A 21237-nucleotide genomic window follows, 5' to 3' on the forward strand; every position below is an offset into this window, starting at 1 on the left:
GTCGCCGTTCGGCTCAGCCGCGCCCCAGCGCGGCGAATCGCGCCGCCACAGCTGCGGCGTTGGCGCGGGCCTGCCGCTCGAGTGCGCGGCGGCCGCGCCCCGAGGTCCGCCCCGCCGCGACCGCGTCGGCGACGAGGGCGGAGACGTCGCCCCTGCCGAACGCGGGGTGCTCGCGGGACTCGACCCCCATGACCCGCTGGAGGCTGCGCGTCTTGTGCGAGTTCGAGCTCATGAGCACGCACGGCACTCCCGCGCCGTACGCCAGGATCGAGGGGTGGTAGCGCCCCGAGACGAACGCGCGCGCACCGGCGAGCGCCGCGCGGCCCGTCGCGAGCGGGACATCGGCGCCCACGTAGGCGGTGCCCTCGAGGTGAAGGGCGGACGTCAGCCAGTCGTCGATCCGGTCGGTCGCGACCAGCAGCACGCGGAACCCCGCGGACCGCAGCCCACGCACCAGCTGATCGAGCGCCGCCACGCGCTCCTCATCCGAGGCGCGCGGACCGGACGCTCCCGACACGGCGATGTACGGCGAGGGATCCGCGAGGAACCGGGCGGTCGCGGGCGTCAGGCCCTCGGAGTCGGGCCCGAAGGGGACGCGCTCCTGCACGGGAACCTCGGCCCATGCGAACAGCGCGTCGGGCACCCAGTCGGCGGCGATGCCGGGGAACAGGTCGCCGTGCAGCTCGAGGCTCTCGGGGTCGCGGTAGACCACGGAGTCGCAGCGGCTCAGGACGTCGCCGAGCGCGGAGACCACCACCGGGTGCGCGCGGTCCATGCCCGGCGGGATGCTCAGGATCGAGTTGAGCATGCGTACCCGGATGCCCAGCTGGAGCGCGATCTCCATGATGAGCAGCGTGCGCGCGAGCGTGGTGCGCTTGCGGGCCAGGATGGGGTCGCCCTCGCCGTTCATCCACAGCTCGTCCGCGCCCGCGAGCGTGTCGAGCAGGTCGAGCTGCGGGCCGTCGAGCGGGTCGGCGATCATCGCGGCCGCCGTGTCGCGCACGGCGCGGAACCGGATCGAAGGATCGTCCGAATGCGGGAGTGCGGGGACCGAGCCGTGCTCGAACGGCACCGTGTTGAACGTGCCGTTGAGCGGCACCACGTCCGCCACCCCGGCGCTGCGCGTGACCAGGCCGGCGAGCGCCATGCTGGTGGCACGGCCGCCCCAGTTCGGGGTCGCGGATCCGTCGTGGAAGCGCCCGATCACCACGCGTCCGGGGCGCTTCACCCCGTCGTTGCCCGTGGTCATCCGATCGCCGCCCTGATGCGCGCGTTGGCCCCGTCCACCACGTCCCTGAGGCGTGCCTGCGCCTCGCCCACCTCGGCGCGGTAGCGCGCCGGGTCCTCGAGGATCGCGTCGACGATCTCGACGAGGCGTGCCGTCAGGTCAGGATCGTCGACGTCGACCCCCCATTCCACGTGGCCGATGTCCTCGAGGAAGTAGCGCAGCTTGGCGTGGGAGATGAGGCTGACGATGGGCACGCCGATGCCGAACGGGATCATGGACGCGTGGCCTCGCATCCCCACCACCACCGCGGCGCGGCCGATGGTGGTGAGCGCGTCGTCGCTGCCCGCGCCGTACACGGCGTCGGTGCCGATGTCGACGCCCTCCTGACGTCGCAGGTCGGCGACGATCCGCTCGTCCTCGCGCGTGTGGGCCAGGCAGCGCACCTCAGCGCGACCGTCGAGCCCGCGGATGAACGCCGCCAGGCTCGCCACGAAGTCCGCGTAGTGGTCGCCGAAGCGTCGCGCCTGACGGTCGTAGGCGATGTTGAGCAGCACGACGGGCAGCCCGGGCGCCGGCTCCGTCGCCTCGACGTCGCCGAGCTGTCCGTAGACGGTCGTGACGCACGGAAGGTACTCGACCTTGTCCGCGAGCGCGTCCCCGACCACCTCGCGCACCGCGGCCACGGAGCCGTGGTTGCGCAGCCCGACGAACGCGGCGTTCGAGACGAGGGCCCGCACGGACTCCGCGAAGCGCGTGCCATGGAACCGCTGCCCGGGGAAGATGTTGTAGCCGACGGTGTAGACCACCAGCGGGATGGTGAGCGCCTCGAGCGCCTCGTCCGTGACGTTCCACTGCCAGCCGGAGTTGCCGTTGGGCGAGGTGTCCGGGAGGAACAGCCCGCCGCCGCCCACGACGATCGCGTCCAGGTGCTCGTTGGCCCAGCGCGCGCGGTCGACGTCGAAGACCTGGTGCGCGTGCATGGTCGCCCAGCGGACGGGGCCGATGCCGTCCTCGAGGCTCGCTCGCACCGCGACGGGCAGGAGCACGTCGCCGTAGTTGCCGTCGCTGTCCACGTAGAACGCGACATGGCCGATCGCGGGACCGTCGCCGGCCGGGATCGCGCCGTCCTCGAGCCGGGTGCGCTCGACCCGCTCGAGACGGCGGCGCGCCTGGATGTCGGCGGGGCGGGCGCGCATCGCGGCGAGCGCCGCTGTCGCGGCTGCGTCGTACTCGCGATAGGTCCACTCGAGCTGCGACAGGACCGTCGAGGCGCGCGCGCTGACGGTGGCGTCGCCCTGGGCGACGGTGAGCGCGACCCGTGCGACCTCCGGTCGCGAGGTCGCGACGGCGGCGACGCCGAGGTCGAGCGCGGTCTGCGGGTCGAGCTCCGCGGTCGCGAGCGCCGCGGCGCGCGCCACCTGGAACGCGCGCTCGAAGTCCCCCTCGGCGCGCGCGGACTTGAGCGCCGCCGCGAGGTCCGCGAGGTCGGCGTCATCGACGAGCGCGAACTCCGCCGCGCGGCTCTCGGCGAAGCCACGCAGCTCCGCGCTGCTGCGCGCGTCCTCACGAAGGGCACGCCAGTGCGCGAGCGGGTGGAGTGCGGCCTCGTTCCACAGCGTCTCGACGTCGGCGAAGCCGTGCTCGCCGCCGTGCCAGGGCTTGAACCGGCCCGCGTAGTGGATGATGCGCACGTCGCCGCGCGCGAGGAGCTCGGGGGTGACGCGACGCTTGTCGAGGTTGAACGCCTCGGGGAGCTGCTCGCCCGGCGCGCCGAGCACGGCCGCGAGCACCCCGGCGTCCTCGTCGACGTGCACGTAGTCGCCGCTCGCCCGCACCCGAGCGAAGGCTCCTCGCTGCTCGTCGGTGATCTCGCGCGGTGCGAGCACCAGGACGCCGCGACGCGGCTGCGCGAGGTCGCGGCCGCGCATGACGGCGGCATAGGGTCCCGCGGCGCTCAGAAGATCGGTGAGGTCGCCGGTCACCAGGATGTCGGCGTCGAGCACGATCACGCGGGCGTAGTCGACCAGCCGTGCCGCCGCGAGCGACGTCATGACGTGCGCCGCACGGTGCGGGTGCGCGGCGTAGGTCGCGAGCCGTGTGGTGTCCGCCTCGGGCACCCGCACCGCCCGGATCCGCGGATGGAGCAGGCCCAGCCGGTCGAGATCAGCCGGCTCGAGGTCGTCATGGAGCACCACGAGGTCCGCATCGAGACCCGGGTTGGCCCTCACCAGCGATCCGAGCGCCACCTCGAGTCCGGGGAGGTACTCACGGCTTCCGGTGAGCACGAAGGCGGCGGTCATCGGTTCCTCTCGAGGCTGACCGTGCGGTCGTGTGAATCTCCGGCCTCGCGCAACCACTCCGCGAGGTCGGAGGGCACGCCGGAGGCGTCGGCGGGGAGCACCACGGTGAGGGACTCCCCCAGGCGGAGGGCGTCGAGCGCCCGGACGACGGCGTACGGGACCGATCCGTCGGCGCGGCCGTGCACGGCGATCGCGAGCGGCGCCCGCAGCCCGACGCCGACCAGGCGCGGTTGCGCTCCCGGGACCACGGAGTCGGCAACGGCGGCGTGCCACTCGTCGTCATCGGTGGACACCACCCAGCGGGCGTCGGCGGGCGCGTCCCAGCCCGAGCCGGCACGAGCGGACGCGACCCTGATCACCGGCACGGCGTCGTCGGAACCGTCCCAGGGCTCGAACCGGCGGTCGTCGAAGACGACCACCGTGCGCGCGGTGGCCGGCGGCTCCCCCGGCAGGTCGGCGCCGTCGAGCACCACCACGACATCCCGTCCGTCGAGATGGTCGCGGAGCTCGGCGATCTCCATCACCTCGAGCGCGAGGACATCGGCGTCGCTCCAGCGGGGGCTGTGCTCCGCCACGGCGAGGTCGCGGTGCGCCCGCGCCACCGCCAGGGCGTCGCCGGCGTCGGGGATCCCGACCAGGGTCCGCGCCTCGATCGCCTGCGCGGCGCGCAGCAGCGTCGCCTCGGGCCGTGGAGGCGCCGGGGGCAGGTCGAGGTCGGGCGCCGCGGCGCCGACGGCCGCGTCGAGGGCGGCGAGCGCGGTGGTCACCCGCTCTCCGGCGTCCGGGTCGCCGTGGCCGCGCGCGACGGCGGCCTCGGTGAGCAGCCCGTCGGCCTGGAGCGCGGCGGCGAGGTAGCTCCACGCGACCCGCGAGCCGGGGTCGGTGCGGGTGACCTCACCGGCGACGAGGATCGCGAGGTCGGTCTCGCCGGCCACGCGCGCGTCGCGGGCCAGGTCGAGGGCGGCGCGCTTCTCCTTCGAGGCGCCCTTGCGGACCAAGGGCTCGTCGCCCGACGCGACCGCGTCGAGGCTCGCGCGCAGCGCGAGCGCGCCCGCGAGGGCGTTGACGGCGCGCAGCAGCCGCCGGGACTGCAGCGAGCGCGAGTAGGTGTGCTCGGCCGCGGTGGTGCTGGCCTCCGCGAGGGCGCCCCACCACCGTGAGCTCTCCTCACGGTGGTGGGCGCCGGAGCGCGCGGATGCGTCAGGTGTCGCCGCCCGAGCTCCCGGGAGGCCGCGAAGCACGCGCGCGGCAAGCGCGCGAGGACCGCCCTTCATCGTGGCGTCGACCTCCGGGATGGGTCAGCCGTCGACGCGGCGGAGCTTCGACAGCGGCGCGAGCTCGCCGGGGAAGACCTTCTTCACGCCGTCACCCATGGCCTGCTCGATGATGCGGATGTCGCGGCACAGCGAGATGAAGCCCTTGGGCTCAAGCGAAGCGGCGTGGTCCGAGCCCCACATGGTGCGGTCCAGCGTGATGTGACGCTCGACGGCGACGGCGCCCAGGGCGACCGCGGCGATCGAGATCTGCAGGCCCGGCTCGTGACCCGAGTAGCCCACCGGCACGCCGTAGCGGTCCTTGAGGGTCTGGATCATGCGGAGGTTGGCCTCCTCCGGGGGCAGCGGGTAGGTCGACGTGGCGTGCAGGATGATGAGCTTGTCCTTGCCCAGCGTCTCCACCGCGGTGTCGATCTGCTCGATGGTCGACATGCCGGTCGACAGGATGACTGGCTTGCCGGTCTCCTTGATCTTGCGCAGCATGCCCAGGTCCGTCACGGACGCCGAGGCGATCTTGTACGCGACGGTGTCCATGGACTCGAGGAAGTCGACGCTCGGCTCGTCCCACGGCGAGGCGTACCAGACGACGCCCTTCTCCTTGCAGTACGCGTCGATCTCGGCGTACTCGGCCTGCTCGAACTCGACCTTGTAGCGGTACTCGAGGTACGTCATCGTGCCCCACGGCGTCTCGCGCGGCGTGGCCTTCATGTGCTCGGGGGTCGCGATCTCCGGCGTGCGCTTCTGGAACTTGACCGCCTGCGCGCCCGCCTCGACGGCGACGTCGATGAGCTTCTTCGCGTTCTCGACCGAACCGTTGTGGTTCAGGCCGATCTCGGCGATCACGTAGGTCGGGTGACCGTCACCGACGACGATATCGCCGATCTGCACCGCATCCGTCACTTCAACACCTCTGATTCTCGTGTGCCGCGTCGGCACCTGATGGTTTCCGCCAACTGTCCCGGCAAGTCTAACCGTGAATATCGGGACATCGGCTCGTGGGGGCGCTAGCGCCAACCCCACCGTCTCATGGGCAGCCGGGCCATGCCCGGCGTGAACTCGGGGTCGAGGCCGGACGCGACGGCGTAGGCGCCGGCGATCGCGGCCGTGGCGAGCTCGAACGGGACCGGGCCGCCGGCCGGGACCCCGGCATCGGGCGCCACCGGCGTACCCGCGGGGGCGGCCGGCGACGCATCCTCCTCGTGCGCCCAGGCCCGGACGCCCGAGACGTCGAGGCCGCGCGCCTCGAGCTCCTCGAGCGCGCGGGCGCGGGCGGCGAGGTAGGGCGTGAGGGCGTCGGGTGACGCCACCGGCGTCACCGCGAGGGGACGATGCCTCCGCAGCGCCGCCACGGAGCCGTCGAGCAGCACATGGGCGATCCCGAACAGGCTCGCGTCCGTGCCCTGGTGGTGCCGGCTCGCATCGCGCAGCAGCCCGGACTCGAGGGCGTCGATCCTGCGCGCCGTCGGGGCGGGCGCGGTGACCACACGCATCGTGCCGATCGCCTGGTGACCCTGGAGCGCGTCGACGAGCGCGACCACGCCGGCGGGATCGGGCAGGCAGGCGCGCGCGTCGATCGCGCCCGCGGCGGCGTCGGCGACCCACTCGTCGAAGTCGGTCTCCACGCCGAGGACCAGCGCCCGCTCCCACGTTCGCGAGACGAGCGCCGTCAGCCCGGGCAGCTCGATGTCGACGTCGATCGGGCCTTCGAGGCCCTCCAGCGCCGCGAGCGCCGTCTCGCGGGCCCACGCGGTGCCCCATGCGGCGCCGATCGCGGCCTCCGGGGCCGCGGCAGGTCGGCACAGCGGCGCGGTGACCTGGTCGGAGCCGGACAGCTCCTGCCCACGCGTGAGACGCGCGGCCCGCCATGCCTCGACGGCGTCCACCCCCGCGGCGCGCAGGCGTCCATACAGGTCGTGGTCCGCGACCACCGTGATGCGGCTGGGCTGCGGCGGCGCCGGAATCTCGTCGGCCGCGGCCTCGGAGATCTCCGCGGGCGGTGCGGCGGCATCGACAGCGTCGGCATCGCGCGCGTCGGCATCGCGAGCCTCGGCGCGGCCGGCCTCCGCGTAGAGGACCCCGTTGCCGGTCGCGCGCGACGCGATCCCCGCGAGCGCGAGCGCCACCGTGTCGCCATGGACGGTCGTGCCGTCCACGGCACCGTGGAGCGCGGACCCCGTGCCCGCGGAGCCCGGTGCGGGCGCGTGACCGGAGTCTGCGGCGCGGCCCGGGTCGGCGTAGCGGTCGAGGTCGCCGATCTCGATGACGCCGAGCGACCGCGCCCGCGCGACACCCTCGCGCGCGACCTCCAGGATCGCCTCGCGGAACTCCTCGGGGACGCGCAGGGTGCCCTCGGCGCGCTCGGGCTTCCGGCCCGCCTGGATGCTCGCCACCATGCCGTTGCGGATGTACGGGTAGTAGTCGTCGGGCGCGTCGTCGGTGAGCGCGTTCACCTCGCGCAGCAGCTCCGCCTCCTCGGTCGAGAGGCCGCGGTTGGTCGCGTAGCCGTCGCCCGACGGCGCGACGAAGGTGCCGCGCTTCACCCCGAGCAGCTGCTCGAAGCTCTCGAACAGGAGGCCGGGTCGCGCCTTGTCGAGGGTGACGACCACGACGGGATGCTTGGGGAACGCCTCCCGCCATGTCGCGACCAGCTCGCCCAGGTCGTGCCGGCGCCAGAACTGGGGAGTCGTCTCCGAGGTGCGGTCGCCGCGGAACACGTCCTCGAGCCAGTCGTGGAAGGGGACGCTGCGGCGCTCCTTGACGAACTGCTGCCAGATCGAGGGCACCATCTCCAGCAGGGGCCGGACCGTGATGACCACCTGGGTGTCGTCGCCCAGCGACGCGGCCATCCTCTCGAGGTCGCGTGGCCGGGACACCGCGAGGTGCTCGGCGCTGATGAAGGCGCGCCGCTGCGCGCCGGCGACCTCCGCGACGAGGGCGTCCCACCGCCGCTCGGGCGCGCTGTCGCCCTTGAGCGGCCGCTTCGGGGCCCAGATGGTCTCGGTGAGCTGCTTGTGGTTGCCGCCCTTGCCGGGGTACGTGACGCCCTGCTCGACCAGGCTGGGGCGCTCGGCGCGCGCGGCGCGCTGGATCACCGTCGTCGCAGACTTGTGCATCCCGATGTGGACGAGCACGCGTGCCCGGAACCTCCGCCGACGGAAGAACATGTCAGCCCTCCCTTCCGGCCGCGACCGGCCGCGAGCCTCGTCGCGCACGCCGCCACGAGTCGAGCGCCGTCGAGGCGTAGCGCAACGGGGTCGGATCGGCCGCGCCGAGCGCGACGCGACGGCGGCGCAGCCGCACGGGCAGCGACGCGCGCGAGTCCCGGCCCTCGACCCGGGGGCGAGGCTGCACGAGCAGATCCTCGGCGCGCGCGATCCAGTCGTCGTCCTCGGGAGCATGCAGGTAGCCGCGCGCCATCCACTCCGCGTCCGGATCCGCGAACCGGGCCGCGCGCAGGTCGTCGAGCGAGCCGAGCAGCCCCGAGCCGATGAACGGGGTCGTGATGGTCTCCTCGCCCACACCGAAGTCGGCGAGGCACAGCGTCGGCACGCCGGCGGCCACGGCCTCGAGCGCCGCGGTCGAGCTCACCGTGACCAGGCCGATCGCGTGGGCGAGGTGCTCGGCCATCGGGCCCGTCGCGACCGTGAGGTTGGCGGGGACGTCGTCCAGCTCGGCGAGCAGCGTCTCGTACGGCAGGTCGTCGCGGTGCGTCTGGGCCTCACCCGGGAGGCCTCGCACCTTGATGACCACGGCGAGGTCCGGACGGGCGCGGGCAAGATCGACGAGCGCGGACAGCAGTCGCTCCCGGTCCGCCCGCGACGCCGGCACCAGCGCCTGCGGTGCGAAGACGACGGCGTGAGCCTCGGAGGAGGGCGCGGAGGCCCCCTCGATCGTGAGGGACGCGAGGCCCGTCGCGCGCAGGTCGCCGCGCGGCAGCTCGTGCTCGACCGCGTCGCGCTCGACGTGCGAGTGGACCACCATGAGATCGACGGCGCGCCGCAGCGTGAGTCCCAGCTCGGTGGGAGGAAGCCACACGCCGGGGATGCCGGCGACGATCACGCCCGCGCGGCACCCGCCGCGCAGCTCGTCCTCGAGCAGCAACGCGATGAGGTCACCACGGCACGCGAGCACCAGCACGTCCGGCGCGTCCGCGGCGTCGGGCCCCAGCCGGCGCGTCAGCTCGGTCAGCGTCACCCGGGAGGGCGTGTCCACGCGTCCCGCGACGGCCGCGTCGACCTGTGTCGCGCTCGGCGTCACGGCGGACTCGACCACGACCAGCGCGCAGTCCCAGCGGTCGCGCGCCTCGAGCAGGCGCGTGACGGCCCACTTCAGCGACGAGTCCGAGTCGGCGACGAAGAGCGCCGTCGGACGATGCTGGGGCGTGGTCACGCCTGCGCGCTCCAGCGGGGACCGCGCAGGATGGCCTCGGCGAGCTCGCGGAGCGCACCGCTGCCGCCGGGTGCGGTGAGGGTGATCCGCGCGTGGTCGCGCACCTCGGGGCGCGCCTCGGGGACCACGACGGGCCAGCCGACCAGGTCGAGGCATTCGATGTCGTTGATGTCGTTGCCGACGTACGCGACGCGGGCCGGGTCGAGGCCCTGCGCCTCGCACCACGCCGTCAAGGCGGGTGCCTTGGCGTCCACGCCGTGCTGAACCTCGACGCCGAGCTTGCGGGCGCGGGCCGCGACCACCGGGTTCTGCTCCTTCGACAGGATCAGCATCGGCACGCCCGCCTGGCGGAGGCGCCCGATCCCCATGCCGTCGGAGCGGCTCACGCGCACCGACTCGACGCCGTCCTGGTCGACGGTGACGTGGTCGTCGGTGTGCACGCCGTCGAAGTCCATGACGAGCGCGTCCACGTCGATCTCCGCCGCGCCCTCGTGGGCGGCCGGCGCGAGCGCGCGGGCGAAGGCGAGCTCGGCGGGCGTGTCGATCTCGACGGCGCTCGACTCGGGCACCTCCTCGATCCCGACCCGGCCGAAGAACCGGAAGCGGCGCTCGAGGAAGCCCTGCGTGCGCATGACGTAGAAGGCGCCCGTCTCCTGGAAGTGCGGCTCACGATCCTGACGGCGCGGCCGGAACGAGTGATCGTGGTTGACGCCCTCGGCCCCGGTGTCGCCGCGTCGCCACAGGAACGCGTAGGTCTCGAACGCGGAGAAGACCACGTCGTCGTCGCCGCCGAGCACACGGGCGGCGGCCCGCTCGAGCGCGGGGGAGTCGATGAACGGGCTGGTCGCCTGGAGGAACGCGACGGCGTCGGGAAGGCCGGCGGCCTTCTCGATCTCGCCGATCGCGTGCAGCAGCGCGTCCTCGGAGGTCGCGGTGTCGGAGGCGAGCTCCGCGGGCCTGTCGATGACGATCGCGCCGTGCTCGCGGGCCACCCGTGCGATCTCCGCGTCGTCGGTCGACACGTACGCCGCCGTGATGCTGGGCGCCGCGAGCGCGGCCCGGATCGCGCGGCCGATGAGCGGGACACCGCCCACGCGCGCGACGTTCTTGCCGGGGACCCCCTTGGATCCGCCTCGGGCGGGGATGATGGCGACGGCGCTCAAGTCAGGCCTCCTCGGTGGGTGCGGGGTCGGTGAGGGTGAGGGCGGCGAGGGTCGCGCGGAACGGTGCGTCCGCGCGTCCAGTCCACCACTCGTCGGGGATCTGCGTCACGGTGAGCGTCGCATGGTCGCGCAGCACGCGCGCGAGCGTGGCACCCGTGCTGGACGGAAGGGACGTGACGGTCCTCACGCCGGCGTCGGCGCCCAGGACGATCTCGGCGGGCAGCCCGGAGTCGATGACGTCGAGCCCGCCGGCTCGGACGCGCTCGAGCCACGCCGGGGTCTCGCGCCGGTGCGGGAGGTAGGCGGCCCCGGCGCCGTGCGCCAGCACCCATCGTGCGTAGGCGTCGTCGTCGATGTACCCGTCGACCGCGAGCGCCGAGCCGAGCACCACGGTGGGCGGCAGCGTCGCGGGCGCGGCCGCCGCGAGCCCGCGTAGCCAGGCGTACCGGTTGGGGACGATGCGGGCGCCGGGCACCGCGGGCATGGCCGGGTGGTCGGCGTAGGCGGTCATGAGCGTGACACGCCCCTCGCGTGCGGCGTCGCGGAGGCGGCGGCCGCTCACACGGCCGAGCGCGCGCTGGTGCAGTCGCTCGCGCTGGCCCATGCGGGAGAAGCCGTGCGTGCCGGCGAGCACCGCGGCGAGGTGCAGCGCCGCCGAGCCGTCGTCGACGACCACGAGGTCGCCGACCGCGCGCGAGGCGAGCACCGCACGGACCTGCCCGGAGAACGGGTCGCCGACGAGCCGACGGGACGCGCCCGCGAACCGCGGGTCGGTAGCGGCGGTGGCGTGGTCGAACCGGACCGTCGCGGGCAGGTGCGGCTCGAGCCACGCGGCGGTGTCGGCCAGCTGCGCCACGCCGCGGCGCAGCAGGATCAGCGTGTCCTCGTCCGCGCCCGCCGCCGCCTCGATGGCGTTGATGAGCTGGAGCGGGGACTCGACCCACCCCACGCGGCGAACCGACGGGGTCAAGTCGACTTCTTGTACTCGCGGATGACTTCGGAGGGCTCGCCATCCATCTTCAGGGTGCCGTGGTCGATCCAGATGACCCGGGTGCAGGTCTCCATGATGGAGCGCATCGAGTGGCTCACCAGGAACACCGTGCCGGCCTCCTCGCGCAGGTCTCGGATGCGCTGCTCGCTCTTCTCGCGGAACTCCTTGTCGCCCACGGCGAGGGCCTCGTCGACCAGCAGGATCTGGTGGTTGCGCGAGATCGCGATCGAGAAGCGCAGGCGCGCGGCCATGCCGGACGAGTACGCCTGCATCGGCAGGTCCATGAACTCTCGGATGCCGGAGAACTCGACGATGCTGTCGTAGCGCTCCTCGACCTCCTCGGGCGTCATGCCGAGCGCGAGGCCACCGAGGATGACGTTCTTCTCGCCGGTGAGGTCGCTGAGCAGGGCGGCGTTGACACCCAGCAGCGAGGGACGCGACGAGGCGTACACCGCACCCTTGACGGGCTGCTGGAGCCCGGCGACGGCGCGCATGAGCGTCGACTTGCCGGACCCGTTGTGGCCGATCACCCCGATCGACTCGCCCTCGTACGCGGTGAAGGACACGCCCTTGAGCGCGTGCACCACACGCACGCCGCGCTGCCTGCTGAGCAGCGAGCGGCGATCCTTGGCCGCCTTGCCCGAGGCGAAGATCTTGTAGTCGACGTGGAGGTTGTCGACCACCACGGTCGGCGTCTGCTTGTCAGTCACGCCCGTAACGCTCCTCGGCACTCCAGAAGAACACGATGCCCCCGATGAAGACCGCGATACCGCCCACGATCCCGGTCACCAGGATGAGGGTGTTGAACTCCTGACCCTCGAGCACCATCGAGCGCACCATCTGGATGTAGTCGTGCACCGGGTTGAGCTGCGCGAGCGTCAGCATCCAGGGCGGGTTGTCGGCGAGCACCAGCTCGAGCGAGTAGAAGATTCCCGTCATGTACAGGATCAGCCGCGTGATGATCGGCACGATCTGCGTGAAGTCGCGCAGGTGGACCGTGAGGCGTGCGGCGATCAGCGCGATCCCGGCGTTGAACAGCATCATGAAGAACAGCACGGCCGGGACCAGCAGCCACGACCACGACGGGTACTCGCCGTAGCCCACCAGGATGAACGCCAGCACCACCATCATGGGCACCAGCTCGTACAGGTTGCGGATCACCGCGGAGACCGGCAGCAGCATGCGCGGGAAGCCCAGGCTGCGCACCAGCGACGCGTTGCCGGTGATGGAGCGCGCGCCCTGGCTGAAGCTCTGCGCGAAGAACTGGAACACGAAGAACCCGGTCACGAGGAACGGGATGAAGTTCAGGCCGGCGCGCGAGCCGCGGTCCATGATGAGCCCGAACACGAAGCCGTAGACGGCCGCCTGCAGGAGCGGGCTGAGGACCACCCAGCCCAGGCCGAGCCGGTTCTGCGACAGCTGCGCCTCGATGCGGTATCTGGCGAGCCGCGTCGCGAAGTGCCGGCGCTCCCACATCTCCTTGAGGTACGCAGGCAACGGGGGGCGCGCTCCGACGCGCTCCAGCCCCGCCTCACGCGCGAGCGCGGCGTAGTCGATCTCGGTCACACATCTCCTCGGGGTGAAAGCCTCAACGTCCTGCGAAGGCGTTGTGCCCCCTGCTCGGCATGAGGATACCTGCCGCGCAACCGACGCCCCAAGACAGGTGCATGGTGGGAAGGACGCCGAGCAGCCTGAGACGCACGCCGCCGGGGACCTCCGCGCGCAACGCGGTGAGCGCCACCCAGGCCGGGTAGACCACGTACGGGAGGGCGCCGAGCGCCGCGAGGACGATGCCGGGGGGGCCTCCCACGAGGGCGCCGGCGACGATCATGGCGGCACCCGCGACGAGCGCGACCAGCAGGGCGGGCGGCACGAAGTACCGCACGGGGACGCGTCCGGAGAGGCGCCGGATGATCTCGCCGCGCCAGCGTCCCGACGCGTGGAACTGCTTCGCGAGCGCCTTCACCGAGGAGCGGGGCCGGTAGATCACGTCGAGCGCGGGCTCGAACCACACGAGCCCGCCGCGCGCCATGAGGCGGCGGTTGAGGTCCCAGTCCTCGCCGCGGGACAGCGACTCGTCGAAGCCGCCGATCGCGAGCACCGCGGCGCGGTCGAAGACGCCCAGGTAGGCGGACTCGGCCGGGCCGGCCTCGCCGCCGGTGTGATAGACCGCTCCGCCCAGACCGCCCGGGGAGTTGTAGCCCCACGCGACGGCCTCCTCGTACGGGGTCTGACCCTCGGCGTGCATGCGCCCGCCCAGGTTGACCGCGCCGGCGGCACGCAGCGACCGCACCGCGGTCTCCGCGTAGCCGGCGGGCAGCACGGAGTGGGCGTCGACGCGGACCACCACGGGGAAGCGCGCCTCGGCGATGCCGATGTTCATCGACTGGGAGATGGCGTTGTGGGGGTTGCGGAGCACGCGGATCTCGGTGTGGCTCGCGGCGAGCGCGGCCACCACCTCGTCGGTGCGGTCCGTCGACGCGCCCAGCACCAGCAGGACCTCGCGCTCGTCGAGCCCGCCCTGCGCGAGGATGCTCTCGACCGCCGCGGAGACGTAGTCCTCCTCGTTGAGCACGGGCATGACGAACGACACGCGCAGCGGTGCGCCGGCGCCGGCCGCGGCGCGCGCTGTCTCGCCGGAGAAGGTCACCGCGGACCGTCCCACGTGGCGAGGCGGGCGAGCAGCGCATCGTTCTCCTCGGGCGCGCCGATGGTGACGCGGACGCCCTCGCCCGCGAACGGGCGCACCAGGATCGCGGGCTGCTGCGCGCCGAGGTGCGCGACCAGGTCGGCGGTCGCATCGCCGATGCCGAGCCACACGAAGTTGCCCTGCGACTCGGGCACGGTCCAGCCGTCCGCGCGGAGCGCCTCGAGCACGCGGGCGCGCTCGGCGACCACGAGGGCGGCACGCTCGAGCAGCTCGTCGCGCGCGTCGAGCGACGCGATCGCGGCGGCCTGCGCGGGTCCGGACACGGAGAACGGGGTGACGCACGCGCGCACCGGGGCGAGCAGCGCGGCCGGGCCCACCGCGTAGCCGACGCGCAGTCCGGCGAGACCGTAGGCCTTGGAGAACGTGCGCAGCAGCACGAGGTTCGGGTAGCGCTCGAGCGACGCCGGTCCGTCCGCGACAGCGTCGTCACGGACGTACTCGAGGTAGGCCTCGTCGAGCACCACGAGCACGTCCGAGCGGACCGCCGCCATGAAGTCGTCGAGCTCGGCCTGCGTGAGGATCGGGCCGGTGGGGTTGTTGGGCGAGCACAGCATCACCACGCGCGTGCGGGCGGTGACGGCCGCGATCATGGCGGGCAGGTCGTGACGCGCCTCGGCAGTCAGCGGGACCATGACGGGCTCGGCGCCCGCGATGCGGGCGAGGATCGGGTAGGCCTCGAAGCTGCGCCACGCGAACAGGACCTCGTCGCCCGGGCCGGTGTACGCCTGGAGGATGTGCGCGAGCACCGCGACGGATCCGGCACCCACCACCACCTCCGACGCGTCGCGGCCCACGGCGTCCGCGACGCGCGCGGTCAGATCGGTCGCGGCCATGTCGGGGTAGCGGGTCACGCCGGCGGCGGCGGCCTCGACCGCGGCGACCACCGACGGCAGCGGACCGTGCGGGGTCTCGTTGGAGGACAGCTTGACCGGCGGCGGCGCGTCCGCGGCTCCGCGCGCGCCCGGCACGTAGGCGGGCAGGGCGGCCACGGCGGGGCGCGGCTCGGGCAGGGCGATGGGGTGCGCGTCGGGCATGCGCACCAGGATGTCACCCCGTGAAGGGGGCGTGGAACAATGACCGCCATGCGCTTCGTCCTCATCTCCGGCATCTCCGCCGTCGCGGTCTGGCTCGTCACGCTCCTCCCGCTGGGCGTCGAGGTCCAGGGAGGCGATGGCGGCACGTGGGCGCGCATCGGCGTCTTCCTCCTGGTGGGTGCGGTCATGGCGGCCACGAACATGCTGATCAAGCCGGTGGTCGACCTCCTGTCGCTGCCGATCAAGATCCTCACGCTGGGACTGTTCGCCCTGGTGACGGCCTGGTTCATGCTGTGGCTGACCGCGTGGCTCACCACGCTGGTGCCGTGGGCGGAGCTCACCATCGGCGACTTCTGGGAGACGCTGTTCGCCGCGCTGCTCATCAGCATCATCACGGCGATCCTCACCTCGGTGGTGCCCGGGGCGGCCAAGCGCTGACCTTCATCCCGTCACCGGTCGGTACGCGGTGACGGTCGACCGACCACCCGCCAGCAGAGGCGCGGCGCCCGCCATCCATGCGCGGGTCGAGTCGGAGACGCCCTCGTCGACCAGGCGCGCGGTCGCCGCGTAGCCGTCGATGCCGTGCGCCTGCGCGACGGTGCGCGAGCCGTCGGGGGCGTCGGGGCGCGCCGAACGGCGGCGGTCGTGCGACACCGTCACCCGGTTCGCCCGGTCGGGGTTGGCCCGGCCGTCCAGGCCCGGCACCAGGTCGCGCGTGTTCTCAAGGTGCAGCGCGGGCACGGCGGTCGGGAGCGCGATGCGTCCCGTGGGCGATCCGGCGGTGACCACCCGGACGTCGCGGAAGCGGTCCGCAAGCGCTGCCGCGACCACGGCGGCCACCATGCCGCCCTGGCTGTGCCCCGCGAGCAGCACCGGCTCCTCGGGCGGGATGCCGTGCGCGGCGATCGCATCGGTGACGGCGCGCGCGGCGTCCGACCACGCGCCCAGCACCGACGTGAGATTCGACTGCATGTCCGCCGGGTTGCCCGAGGAGACCCACCAGTCCTCCGTGCCCGGCACGTAGACCAGGTGTCGGGTGCCCGCGAGGCCGCGGACTGTCTCGATCGCGACGGTGCCGTCCCCCTCGGCCTGCAGCCACGCCAGCCTTCCCATCACCTGCGCGAGCGAGTCCGGAGCCCGCGCCTCCACGGGCTCCCCGGCGGCTACCGCCCGGTACGGCGGCTCCCACGCCTCCGCCTGGCGCAGCGCGACCGCGAGCGCCGCGACCACCTCGCCGTAGTGGTCGCCGAGCAGCCCGACCGCGCCGGAGGCCTCGTCGCGACCCATCCATCCGGTGGTCGGGGGCTGCCCTACGTCACGGACCCCGCCCACGAGCGGGTTGAGGCCCTGCATGCCGATCGCCGTCCGCATCCCCCACACCACCGAACCGAACCAGTCCGCCACTCCCTCTCCCGCGCTCCCCACCAGCGACACGCCCTGGCGCGCCGCGGCCTCCCCCTCGAGGTAGGCCGTGGCGGCGGCCCGCAGCGCGGCGGCGAGGGCGTCGAGCGCGTCGGCCTCGCGGGACGATGCCGCGGCTGCCTCCGCGAGGGCCGGCGACGCGGGCGCGCGGTCGGGTGTCCATCCGGCCACGTGGGCGGCGACGGCCAGCGCACGCGCCGCGTCGGCGAGCTCGGCCGCCGCGGCCCCAAGCGCACCCGCGGCATGGTCGAGGTCCTCCAGCACGGCGTGCACGCCGCCCGCGCCGCCGTGCGACCAGATGGGCTCGGTCATCCGGCCGCCCACGGCGCGAGCGCGGGCGCCGCCCCGTCGACCTGGGCGCGCAGCGCCGTCACCCGCAGCGCGGCCTCGTCGAGCCGCGCCGCGTACGCGCGGGCGTTGATGCCCTCCCAGCGCACATCCCTGCCGGCCTCGAGGCGCGCGATGGCGGCGTCGCACGCGGCTCGCGCCCGCTCCACGAGCCCCCCGACGTCATCCATGCGGCGACCGTAGGGTGCCCGCCCGACCCCGCGACAGGGCGAGGCGGCCGCCTGGGGATGGCGCGCATCGTCCCCGGGGCCGGGGACCACGGCCGGACCGTGCGCGGGCCGTGCGTGGAACAATGTCCGCGTGAACTCCTGGACCTCCCTCGCCGCCCTCGAGCCCGCGATCGCGCTCGGCCCCCTCGACGGTCGCTACCGCGGCGCCGTCGCCCCGCTGGTCGACCACCTGTCCGAGCCCGCGCTCAACCGCATGCGCCTCCACGTCGAGGTCGAGTGGTTCATCCACCTGTGCGCGACCGCCGCGGTGCCCGGCACCCGCGCGCTCACCGCCGAGGAGAAGGACCTGCTGCGCGGCATCCCCGCGGGCTTCGACGCCGCCGGCATCGCCGAGCACGCCGACTTCGAGCGGGTCACCGTCCACGACGTCAAGGCGATCGAGTACGTCATCAAGGCCCGCATCAAGGGCACGAGCCTCGAGCCGCTGAGCGAGCTGGTGCACTTCGCGTGCACGTCGGAGGACATCAACAACCTCTCGTACGCGCTCATGGTCAAGGGCGCCGTCCAGGACGTGTGGCTGCCCGCCGCGACCGCGCTGGTCGACGACGTCGCGGACCTCGCGCGCAAGGCCAAGGCCACGCCGATGCTGTCGCGCACCCACGGCCAGACCGCCACGCCCACCACGCTCGGCAAGGAGTTCGCGGTGCTCGCGCACCGCCTGGGTCGCCAGCTGCACCGCGTCGAGGGCCAGGAGTACCTGGGCAAGATCAACGGCGCGACCGGCACGTTCGGCGCGCACACGGCCGCGGTGCCCGGCACCGACTGGATCGAGGTGTCGCGGACCTTCGTCGAGGGCCTTGGGCTCACGTGGAACCCGCTCACCACGCAGATCGAGAGCCACGACTGGCAGGCCGAGCTGTACGCGGACGTCGCCCGCTTCGGGCGCATCCTGCACAACCTCGCGACCGACGTGTGGACGTATGTGTCGCTCGGCTACTTCGCGCAGGCCGCCGTCAAGGGCGCGATCGGGTCCTCCGCGATGCCGCACAAGATCAACCCCATCCGCTTCGAGAACGCCGAGGCGAACCTCGAGATCTCGGCGGCGCTGTTCGACACGCTCGGCGCGACGCTCGTGACCTCGCGGCTCCAGCGCGACCTCACGGACTCGAGCTCGCAGCGCAACATCGGCACCGCGTTCGGCCACTCGCTGCTCGCGATCGACAACGTGCGCCGCGGCCTCAAGGCGCTCACCGTGAACGAGGCCGCGCTGGCCGCGGACCTCGACGCCTCGTGGGAGGTGCTCGCGGAGCCCATCCAGTCGGCGATGCGCGCCGCCGCCGTCGCGGGCGTGCCCGGCATGGAGAACCCGTACGAGCGCCTCAAGGACCTCACCCGCGGGCAGACCATCGACGCCGCCGCGATCCAGACCTTCGTGGGAGGCCTCGAGCTGCCCGCGGAGACCAAGGACCGGCTCGCCGCGCTCACCCCGGGCACCTACGTGGGCCTCGCGGAGCAGCTGGTCGACGGCTACCTGGCGTAACGCGCCCTCGGACGCCTGTCCACACGCACACGTTCCGATCGGACCCGATCGTCGCAACCCGCGTCGATTCGGGCGCCTTCTGGTGGACCAGCGGTGATCTCGTGTGGATCAGCGCGCGGGGACGGCGGGGCGGGTTGTCCCCAGGCTGTTGTCCGGTTCGACCCGGATTGCTAGGTTCGACCGGAGCGCCGCCGGGGCCCGCCCGGCCGCTCACGCGATCCGGGGGGACGATGGCCGAGGCACGCTCCGCACGCCGACGCGGCACGCGCGTCGCGTCGTGGGCGGCGGTGCTCGCGATCACGTTGGCGCTCGGCCTGTCCGCCAACCTCGCGGCGTCGCCCCGCGCCGCGGCCTCGGGCACGGCGACGAGCCGCGTCGCCATCACCTCGATCCGGCCCGCTGGCGACGCCCTCCTGATCGCGGGCGAGCGAGCCGTGGCGCGCGGCACGGCCTCGGCGAACCTGCGCGGCGCGACCGTCACCCTCCAGCGCCGGGTCGACGGCGCGTGGGTCCATGCCGGCTCCCGCACCACGGTCGGGCCACGCGGCAGCTTCAGGATCACCTTCACCGCGCGCGGCATGGGCGCGACCCGCTACCGGGTGGTCGTCGACGGCACCGCGTCACGGGCGGCCGCGCGCGACGCGCGCACCGTCACCGTGTGGAGGTGGATCTCGCTGGTCCCCTACCGCGTCGGCTCGACGCTGCGGGTGGGTCCCGCCACCGTCGACGGGTGGCACTATGCGCGCGTGCTGCATGCCACCGGCACCTCGGGTGGTCCCACGGACACCGGCGCCATCGCGCTGGACGGCCGATGCGACCGCGTCACCACGATCGCGGGCGTCACGGACCGCTCGGACCCCGGCTTCGTCGCCGTGTTCGGCCTGTCCCTCGACGGCGTGCCTCGACTCCAGGGCGCGGCGGTCGGAACCGGCGCGTCCGCGCTGCTCGTGCTGAAGACCACTGGCGCGAGCACGCTCGGGCTCGACGCCGCCTACCCCGCGCTGCCGGGAGACGCCTCCGGTCGCGCCGTGTGGGCGGAGCCGCGGGGGCTGTGCCGGGCCCGCCCCGGAGCCTGAAGCGCGACAACCTCAGTTCGCGACGACCGTGACCGCATCGCCCACCCGCATCACGCCGGGCACCGCGACCTCGCAGTACACCGCCACGCATGCGTCCCGGCGCTCCCCCAGCGGCTTGAGCCAGCGGGTGGTGCCCTCGGCGCCGTTCTGCGCGAGGTCGATGACGCGGCAGCGCTCGTTGCGCTTGACCGCCCGCAGCCGGACCGCACCCAGGTCCACCAGCGACCCGATCCAGCCCTCCTCCTCGAACGGCTCGGACGTCTCGACCACCACGTTGACGCGCAGCCGGCGCGGGTCCGCGTCCGCGCCCAGCTCCGCGCGGCACCAGTCCAGCGTCGCGGTCCCGACCACCGAGACGGGCCGTGAGTCGAAGAACGTCCGCTCCCCCGGCGTCTCGCCTTCAACCGCGAGCGGCTCGCCCATCGCGACGCTCAGCTCGGCGTCGAGCTCGGGCGACCCCGCGACCCAGGCGCGGTCGCCGCGCGAGACCACCACCGCATCGTCCACCGTGCGCGCCGTGTAGGCCATGACCTCCTCGAGCGGGCGCCAGCGGCTGCCGCGCTTGCCGGCCGCGAACAGCCCGCGCGCGTCGAGGACCGCGAGCGCGCGGTCACCCGCCAGGCCCCGCGCGTCGACCTCGACGGACTGAAGCGTCTCGCCGTGCATGGCCTTGACGGGGTACCGGTCCAGGGAGACGATGCGCATCCCGCCAGCGTAGGGCCGGGAACTCCCGCTCGTTAGAGTGTCGTGACGATGGACATCGCAGCCCCCGCGCCCGCCGCAGCCCCCTCCGCGGTCACCCTCCCGTCGAGGGCGCGCATGCGCGCCGAGGTGTGGATCGTGCTCGGACTGTCGCTCGGGCAGACCGCCGTGTACGCCGCGATCCGCCTCATCGAGCGCTACGTCGACACCACGCCCATCTCGGGCCAGACCACCACGCTGAACCCGAGCCGCTCGTCCATCGACTGGATCGACCTCATGCGGCAGGTCCTCGGGATCGGTTTCGCCCTGGTGCCCGTCGCCCTGGCGCTGTACCTGCTGAGCCAGCACGGGGCATCGTCCCGCGTGAGGCTCGGCCTGGTGGGACCCGCGCGCCGGTGGTGGGGCGACGTCGGGTGGGGCGCGATCCTCGCGGCGTGCATCGGGCTGCCGGGGCTCGCGCTGTACGCGATCTCGCGGGCGCTCGGGCAGACCGTCACCATCGACACGTCGGGCCTGCCGGACATGTGGTGGTCGGCGACCATCCTGCTGCTGTCCGCCGCGGCGGCGGGCGTGCTCGAGGAGTTCGTCGTGGTCGGGTTCGTGCTCACCCGTCTGCGTGACCTGGGGCGGTCGCCCTGGACGGCGATCATCCTCGCGGCGCTGCTGCGCGGCGCCTACCACCTGTACCAGGGCTGGCCCATGGCGCTCGGCAATGTGGTGATGGGCCTGGTGTTCGGCTGGGTGTACGTCCGCCGCGGGCGGCTGGCGCCGCTGGTGCTGGCGCACTGGACGCTCGACGCGGTCGCGTTCATCGGGCCCGAGGTGGTGCCCCACGGGTGGCTCGAGTCGCTCGGGGTCGCATGACCCCTGCGTGGTCCCGCAAGCGCCGG

General features: G+C 73.6%; 19 protein-coding genes. 4 read left to right on the forward strand and 15 right to left on the reverse strand.

Annotation, left to right across the window (positions count from 1 at the left end):
* Positions 1-13: 13 nt before the first annotated feature.
* From AOM01_RS05425 to hisC, 12 genes are all read right to left on the reverse strand, one after another.
* Entirely contained in the window at positions 14-1249 is a 1236-nt protein-coding gene (locus AOM01_RS05425) for a polysaccharide pyruvyl transferase family protein (RefSeq protein ID WP_062290163.1), read from the reverse strand.
* Positions 1246-3528, reverse strand: coding sequence for a glycosyltransferase (locus AOM01_RS05430; protein WP_062290166.1), 2283 nt, complete (start codon positions 3526-3528; stop codon positions 1246-1248). The genes AOM01_RS05425 and AOM01_RS05430 overlap by 4 nt, the downstream gene beginning before the upstream one ends.
* Complete coding sequence (locus tag AOM01_RS05435; protein ID WP_062290169.1) at positions 3525-4802, reverse strand: hypothetical protein; 1278 nt, start codon at positions 4800-4802, stop codon at positions 3525-3527. Before AOM01_RS05435 ends, AOM01_RS05430 begins: the two co-directional genes overlap by 4 nt.
* A 24-nt stretch (positions 4803-4826) precedes the next feature.
* Entirely contained in the window at positions 4827-5702 is an 876-nt protein-coding gene (locus AOM01_RS05440; RefSeq protein ID WP_156155848.1) for an N-acetylneuraminate synthase family protein, read from the reverse strand.
* Positions 5703-5806: 104 nt separating this feature from the next.
* Positions 5807-7966 (reverse strand): hypothetical protein, encoded by a 2160-nt coding sequence (locus AOM01_RS05445; RefSeq protein ID WP_062290172.1) that lies wholly within the window; start codon positions 7964-7966, stop codon positions 5807-5809.
* A 1-nt stretch (position 7967) separates the two neighbouring features.
* On the reverse strand, positions 7968-9191 hold the full coding sequence (locus AOM01_RS05450) for a DUF6716 putative glycosyltransferase (protein WP_062290176.1): 1224 nt from the start codon (positions 9189-9191) through the stop codon (positions 7968-7970).
* A complete protein-coding gene (locus AOM01_RS05455; protein WP_062290179.1) occupies positions 9188-10354 on the reverse strand; it encodes an acylneuraminate cytidylyltransferase in 1167 nt (388 codons plus the stop codon). The genes AOM01_RS05450 and AOM01_RS05455 overlap by 4 nt, the downstream gene beginning before the upstream one ends.
* A gap of 1 nt (position 10355) precedes the next feature.
* A complete protein-coding gene (locus AOM01_RS05460) occupies positions 10356-11324 on the reverse strand; it encodes a hypothetical protein (RefSeq protein ID WP_156155849.1) in 969 nt (322 codons plus the stop codon).
* Positions 11321-12055 carry an ABC transporter ATP-binding protein gene (locus tag AOM01_RS05465; RefSeq protein ID WP_228374224.1) on the reverse strand — a complete coding sequence of 245 codons (735 nt, stop codon included), beginning with the start codon at positions 12053-12055 and terminating at the stop codon, positions 11321-11323. The genes AOM01_RS05460 and AOM01_RS05465 overlap by 4 nt, the downstream gene beginning before the upstream one ends.
* A complete protein-coding gene (locus AOM01_RS05470) occupies positions 12048-12911 on the reverse strand; it encodes an ABC transporter permease (protein ID WP_062290188.1) in 864 nt (287 codons plus the stop codon). Before AOM01_RS05470 ends, AOM01_RS05465 begins: the two co-directional genes overlap by 8 nt.
* A gap of 22 nt (positions 12912-12933) precedes the next feature.
* On the reverse strand, positions 12934-14010 hold the full coding sequence (locus AOM01_RS05475) for a glycosyltransferase family 2 protein (RefSeq protein ID WP_062290190.1): 1077 nt from the start codon (positions 14008-14010) through the stop codon (positions 12934-12936).
* Positions 13992-15089 carry a histidinol-phosphate transaminase gene (gene hisC, locus AOM01_RS05480; RefSeq protein ID WP_062290192.1) on the reverse strand — a complete coding sequence of 366 codons (1098 nt, stop codon included), beginning with the start codon at positions 15087-15089 and terminating at the stop codon, positions 13992-13994. Before hisC ends, AOM01_RS05475 begins: the two co-directional genes overlap by 19 nt.
* 48 nt (positions 15090-15137) lie before the next feature.
* Here hisC and AOM01_RS05485 point away from each other — a divergent pair, with 48 nt between their 5' ends.
* A complete protein-coding gene (locus tag AOM01_RS05485) occupies positions 15138-15527 on the forward strand; it encodes a phage holin family protein (protein WP_169746521.1) in 390 nt (129 codons plus the stop codon).
* Positions 15528-15530: 3 nt separating this feature from the next.
* On the opposite strand, the gene AOM01_RS05490 is transcribed toward AOM01_RS05485, so the two are convergent.
* Positions 15531-16823: a hypothetical protein gene (locus AOM01_RS05490; protein WP_156155850.1), complete on the reverse strand. Its 1293-nt coding sequence runs from the start codon at positions 16821-16823 to the stop codon at positions 15531-15533.
* Entirely contained in the window at positions 16820-17029 is a 210-nt protein-coding gene (locus tag AOM01_RS05495; RefSeq protein WP_062290201.1) for a hypothetical protein, read from the reverse strand. The genes AOM01_RS05490 and AOM01_RS05495 overlap by 4 nt, the downstream gene beginning before the upstream one ends.
* Positions 17030-17159: 130 nt before the next feature.
* Here AOM01_RS05495 and purB point away from each other — a divergent pair, with 130 nt between their 5' ends.
* Together purB and AOM01_RS05505 are read left to right on the forward strand one after the other, a co-directional pair.
* The gene (gene purB, locus AOM01_RS05500) at positions 17160-18569 is read left to right on the forward strand and encodes an adenylosuccinate lyase (RefSeq protein ID WP_062290204.1); all 1410 of its coding nucleotides are present in this window, start codon (positions 17160-17162) and stop codon (positions 18567-18569) included.
* 230 nt (positions 18570-18799) lie between these two features.
* Positions 18800-19645, forward strand: coding sequence for a hypothetical protein (locus AOM01_RS05505; RefSeq protein ID WP_062290208.1), 846 nt, complete (start codon positions 18800-18802; stop codon positions 19643-19645).
* A gap of 12 nt (positions 19646-19657) precedes the next feature.
* Here the strand turns inward: AOM01_RS05505 and AOM01_RS05510 are convergent, their stop codons facing one another.
* The gene (locus AOM01_RS05510; protein ID WP_062290211.1) at positions 19658-20350 is read right to left on the reverse strand and encodes an MOSC domain-containing protein; all 693 of its coding nucleotides are present in this window, start codon (positions 20348-20350) and stop codon (positions 19658-19660) included.
* Positions 20351-20398: 48 nt separating this feature from the next.
* Between AOM01_RS05510 and AOM01_RS05515 the strand changes: the two genes are divergently transcribed.
* Positions 20399-21211 (forward strand): CPBP family intramembrane glutamic endopeptidase, encoded by an 813-nt coding sequence (locus AOM01_RS05515; RefSeq protein WP_062290951.1) that lies wholly within the window; start codon positions 20399-20401, stop codon positions 21209-21211.
* Positions 21212-21237 lie beyond the last annotated feature (26 nt).

The sequence above is a fragment of the Demequina phytophila genome (assembly GCF_000971135.1).
GTDB lineage: Bacteria > Actinomycetota > Actinomycetes > Actinomycetales > Demequinaceae > Demequina > Demequina phytophila.

Coding starts and splice junctions, on each gene's coding strand:
- hisC (WP_062290192.1), bottom strand. CDS start 15,089: ATGCCCGACGCGCACCCCATCGCCCTGCCCGAGCCGCGCCCCGCCGTG.
- AOM01_RS05430 (WP_062290166.1), bottom strand. CDS start 3,528: ATGACCGCCGCCTTCGTGCTCACCGGAAGCCGTGAGTACCTCCCCGGA.
- AOM01_RS05445 (WP_062290172.1), bottom strand. CDS start 7,966: ATGTTCTTCCGTCGGCGGAGGTTCCGGGCACGCGTGCTCGTCCACATC.
- AOM01_RS05425 (WP_062290163.1), bottom strand. CDS start 1,249: ATGACCACGGGCAACGACGGGGTGAAGCGCCCCGGACGCGTGGTGATC.
- AOM01_RS05495 (WP_062290201.1), bottom strand. CDS start 17,029: ATGGATGACGTCGGGGGGCTCGTGGAGCGGGCGCGAGCCGCGTGCGAC.
- AOM01_RS05505 (WP_062290208.1), top strand. CDS start 18,800: ATGGCCGAGGCACGCTCCGCACGCCGACGCGGCACGCGCGTCGCGTCG.
- AOM01_RS05490 (WP_156155850.1), bottom strand. CDS start 16,823: ATGACCGAGCCCATCTGGTCGCACGGCGGCGCGGGCGGCGTGCACGCC.
- AOM01_RS05485 (WP_169746521.1), top strand. CDS start 15,138: ATGCGCTTCGTCCTCATCTCCGGCATCTCCGCCGTCGCGGTCTGGCTC.
- AOM01_RS05435 (WP_062290169.1), bottom strand. CDS start 4,802: ATGAAGGGCGGTCCTCGCGCGCTTGCCGCGCGCGTGCTTCGCGGCCTC.
- AOM01_RS05510 (WP_062290211.1), bottom strand. CDS start 20,350: ATGCGCATCGTCTCCCTGGACCGGTACCCCGTCAAGGCCATGCACGGC.
- AOM01_RS05515 (WP_062290951.1), top strand. CDS start 20,399: ATGGACATCGCAGCCCCCGCGCCCGCCGCAGCCCCCTCCGCGGTCACC.